The organism is Lentilactobacillus sp. (genome assembly GCF_040773105.1).
Lineage (GTDB): Bacteria > Bacillota > Bacilli > Lactobacillales > Lactobacillaceae > Lentilactobacillus > Lentilactobacillus parabuchneri.
In genome coordinates, this window is the sequence record NZ_JAXGWW010000201.1 from 1 (window position 1) to 3,847 (window position 3,847).

General features: G+C 44.3%; 2 protein-coding genes. One reads left to right on the forward strand and one right to left on the reverse strand.

All coding sequences use genetic code 11. From position 1 onward, the window contains the following. Positions 1 to 251 (reverse strand): arginine deiminase family protein (locus AB3112_RS09250; protein WP_367334358.1); only part of this gene is annotated, 251 nt, incomplete at its 3' end. A gap of 546 nt (positions 252 to 797) precedes the next feature. On the opposite strand from AB3112_RS09250, the gene AB3112_RS09255 reads away from it, so the two are divergent. Beyond that, the coding region (locus AB3112_RS09255; protein ID WP_367334359.1) for a YfhO family protein at positions 798 to 3,847 on the forward strand (3,050 nt) is incomplete at its 3' end.

Here is a 3,847-nt window from a genome sequence, read left to right on the forward strand (position 1 = left end):
ACTTTGTCACCACCGGCATCAAGTGCTTCAGCGGCCAATTTTTCCAGATACAGGACTTCGACACCATTGTCGCGTAATGTATCAGCAAAGTAATCATGTTCCTTTTGGGCAATTGGTAAATATGGAATGTCATCGAATAATAACCGGGGCATCATGTCTGGTGTAAAGTTTTCAATTTCTCTACCCGGACGTTTTAACAATACAGTTTTTAACTTACCGATTTCCGATGTTACATGAATTGGGCTTGTCATTTTGTTACCTCCTCTTCCATTAGTACAGTTACATCATAAACCCTTCTGAAAACGCTACCGTCTATTTTTAGACATCAGAAATGTGAAAAAACTAACACAATTAGCAAGAAAAATGTTTGCGGTTTCATTTTATAAATTATTCGACTAATTATTCCCTTCACAAAAGCCTTCTTTCGATTATTTATGCAAGGCTAAATGTTTAAATGAGAAAATAAGTTTTTAATTAGATTTACGAATATAGTAATTGTAACAGTTTCTTCACAATATTCATACTTTCTTCTCATCTTTTCGGTATAAATATGTTTTCACTTCATAGAATATTCATAATTTGGTAAAAGAAAATTCACATTCTCAATTTAGTAAAGGTGAGTCATCAGTCGTCATGAAAGCGTTTTACTTAGTTTCGTTCTATCTCCTGATGAATGTTCATGCAAAACATTGCAAACTCAAGGCACTATTATTACAAAAATTAAAATTGGCCGAATAATCTTGTCTAACCCACCCATTGCGGTCAAAATGGGATTATGTATGAGGAGGTAATTTCACATGGAACCGAGAATTGACACTCGCAAAAAGTCCTTTAATTTTTCAATCTATTTCATCTACACCATCGCATTTGTCTTCGTTTGTCTGGCTACCTATACGATCCCATGGCTGGCCGGAAAAACGTTGATTTGGAACGTTGATGGGATTGCCCAGCATTTCCCAATTTTAGCCCAGTTCCAACGTATTCTACAGGGAACCGCGCATCAGTCACTGGCTGGTTGGTCATGGAACTTGGGTGCCGGGGCTGATCAACTAACCACATTTGCATTCTACATAATTGGCGATCCATTCAGTTACCTGATCGCCTTTTTTCCGGCCAGCAAGCTGGAGTTGGGTTATCAGGTATTAATTCTGCTTCGACTCTACTGTGTCGGCTTATCGTTTCTTGCCTGGGCGAACGAACGAAACTTCAGCCGCCACAGCAAGCTCATCGGTACTTTGATCTACACCTTTTCCGGGTATAACTTCTACGTTTCGATGCACCATCCCTTCTTCTTAATTCCAATGATTCTGTTTCCGTTGTTGGCGATGGGGGTTGAAAAAGTTCTGCATAAACAGAACTGGCTGCCGCTGGCAGTTGCAGTGGCCCTGGCATTAATTAGTAACTTCTACTTTGCCTATATGCTGGCGATTGGAACGCTGGTCTATCTACTGACCCGCTACTTCAATATTCGCCATACTCATCCGGAACAACTGAAGAATGGCCGGATCATTTATTGCTTATTTCAAGGCGTTTTAACCGGGCTGTTGACCGCAGGGATTGTTTTGCTGCCCACATTGCTGGCCGTTTTTCAGTCCACTCGGATTGCCTATCACGCTCAATTTGCCAACGGCTTGATTCTTTATCCGCTCAAGTACTACTTGGCGCTTCCCAATCAGTTAATTACCAGCACCACAACAAAGGACTATTGGCTGGTCCTAAATTTCTGTGGGCTAACCTTCCTGGGTGCGGTTTACGTTTTACGTCATTTCAAGCGCTACCGTTCGCTGGCCACGATTATTACGTTAACCATCGTAGCACTGATGCTGCCACAATTTAGTGCGGTTGCCAACGCCATGTCGACGCCTTCTAATCGTTGGTTGTTTCTCATCGTCTTGCCAATGAGCTTGGCAACCATGATTTTTGTTGACTCGTTAAAGACTTTAACCCGAAACGATCTGAGGTGGCTGATTGGTGCCAGTGCCGGTCTAATTATTCTGGTTTGGATTACCAAAGGATTTACACTAAAACTCCCTCAAAATGATTTGGTTGCATATGGGTTATTACTTAGTTTCCTCCTACTATTTGCCTGTCAAACCTCCCTTAAGCTTCCACCAAAACGAGTGGGTTACATTTTGACCGGTCTGGTATTTGTCAACGTCATCAGTGCCGGACAAGGTTGGTTCAGCCCTAACAATAGTAAGAACATTAATTCAAATTTGGCAACCGGGTCTGCTCAACAGTGGCTGCACAAGTATTATGACGGGGCTCAAAACGGGTTGAATAAGGATGGTAACTTTTATCGGACAACGACCATTCATAATTACTACTCCCACCGAACTGCCGGCAATAATATCCCGATGGTCCTTGGCACCCACGATTTAGGGGCGTATTATTCAATTCAAAATGGCAGTCTGTTTCAATTTACCCGCTCGCTGGGTGACTCTCAGGCTGTTGTGAACTCGGTCATCGGAGAAGCAGACGGCCGCACGACACTCCTGAATTTACTGGGCGTTAAATATATGTTTGCCAAAACGGACATCATCAAGAAGCCACAAGCGATTCCATACGGCTTCCACTATGTCCGCGGGCAAAACGGCAAGATTGTTGACTTCCCGGAACAGCCCGTCAGTGGGTTGAGCAACCATTCCGGAACCATTTTGTTACAATCGAATTTGGCGTTGCCGCTGGTTTACACTCAGAAATACGTCATCTCATCGGCCAACTACAATAGTATGTCTCCGCTTCAACGTGAGCAGGCGATCCTGTCCGGCGCGGTGGTTGATAAGCCAATTGACGGCGTTTCGTTAACTGAACCAGCCAACAAAGTCAAAACCGTTGGCTACACAACGAAATTGTTTGACCAACACATCGTCAACAACCCCGTTAAAGCCGTCCTTGATCGATTGCGTATTTCACCAAACGCCCGATACCGGGCAACTGCCGCGAAATATAAGACGATGCTGCCGGCACATAAAATACGGATTTGGGAAAAGGCAACCGGCATCAACCCGAATGCCAAGCCCCTACGAACCGTACTGGCCAAGAATCAAAAGATCGTCAGGCGAAATGAAGCACAAAACGCCAATGGGCTGCATCTCATGGATAACGATGCCCAGGGCCGTCACTTGTCTTATCAATTAAACATTAGTAATCCAAAGCAGTATCGCAATTCCGAACTCTATTTGGTAATCGACGGTGTCTCGCACACCACCCATACGGCCATGGATCGAATCGCCAACTTAACGGCCGATTCAATTATCGATGGGACCCCGGTTTCCAAATTACAAAAGATCGATCGCTATCGAAAAGCACTTCAGCACCCCGATCTCGGCGCATTTACGCTCTCGGTTGAAACGCCGAATAACTTTACGTACGTTCGGCAGCTCCCTGAAAACAACTTATCAGACTTCGAGAATCGTCAGCATATCGTCTTGAATCTCGGCTACTCACCTAAGCTGACAAAATCATTAACCGTTCATTTTAACGGCGTCAAACAATTGAGGTTTAAGAGCGTCAAATTAATGGCGGTTCCTTTCAACAAGCAATATGATCAGCAGATTCATGCACTCCAAAAATCAGGCTTGTCGGATCAGCACGTCACTAACGACGCCGTTTCCGGATACACAGACACAACTGAACGGACACGCGTTTTGACCACCTCAATTCCGTATTCGACTGGCTGGCATCTTAAAATCGATGGCCAACCAGGTGACATCTTCAAGGTCAATCGCGGCTTCATTGGCGCACGAATCCCTGTCGGGCGACATTTCATTTCGTTGAAATATCAAACGCCAGGCTTATCGCTCGGCAAAAAGTTAACCATTGTCGGCATCGTTTGGTGGTTCAT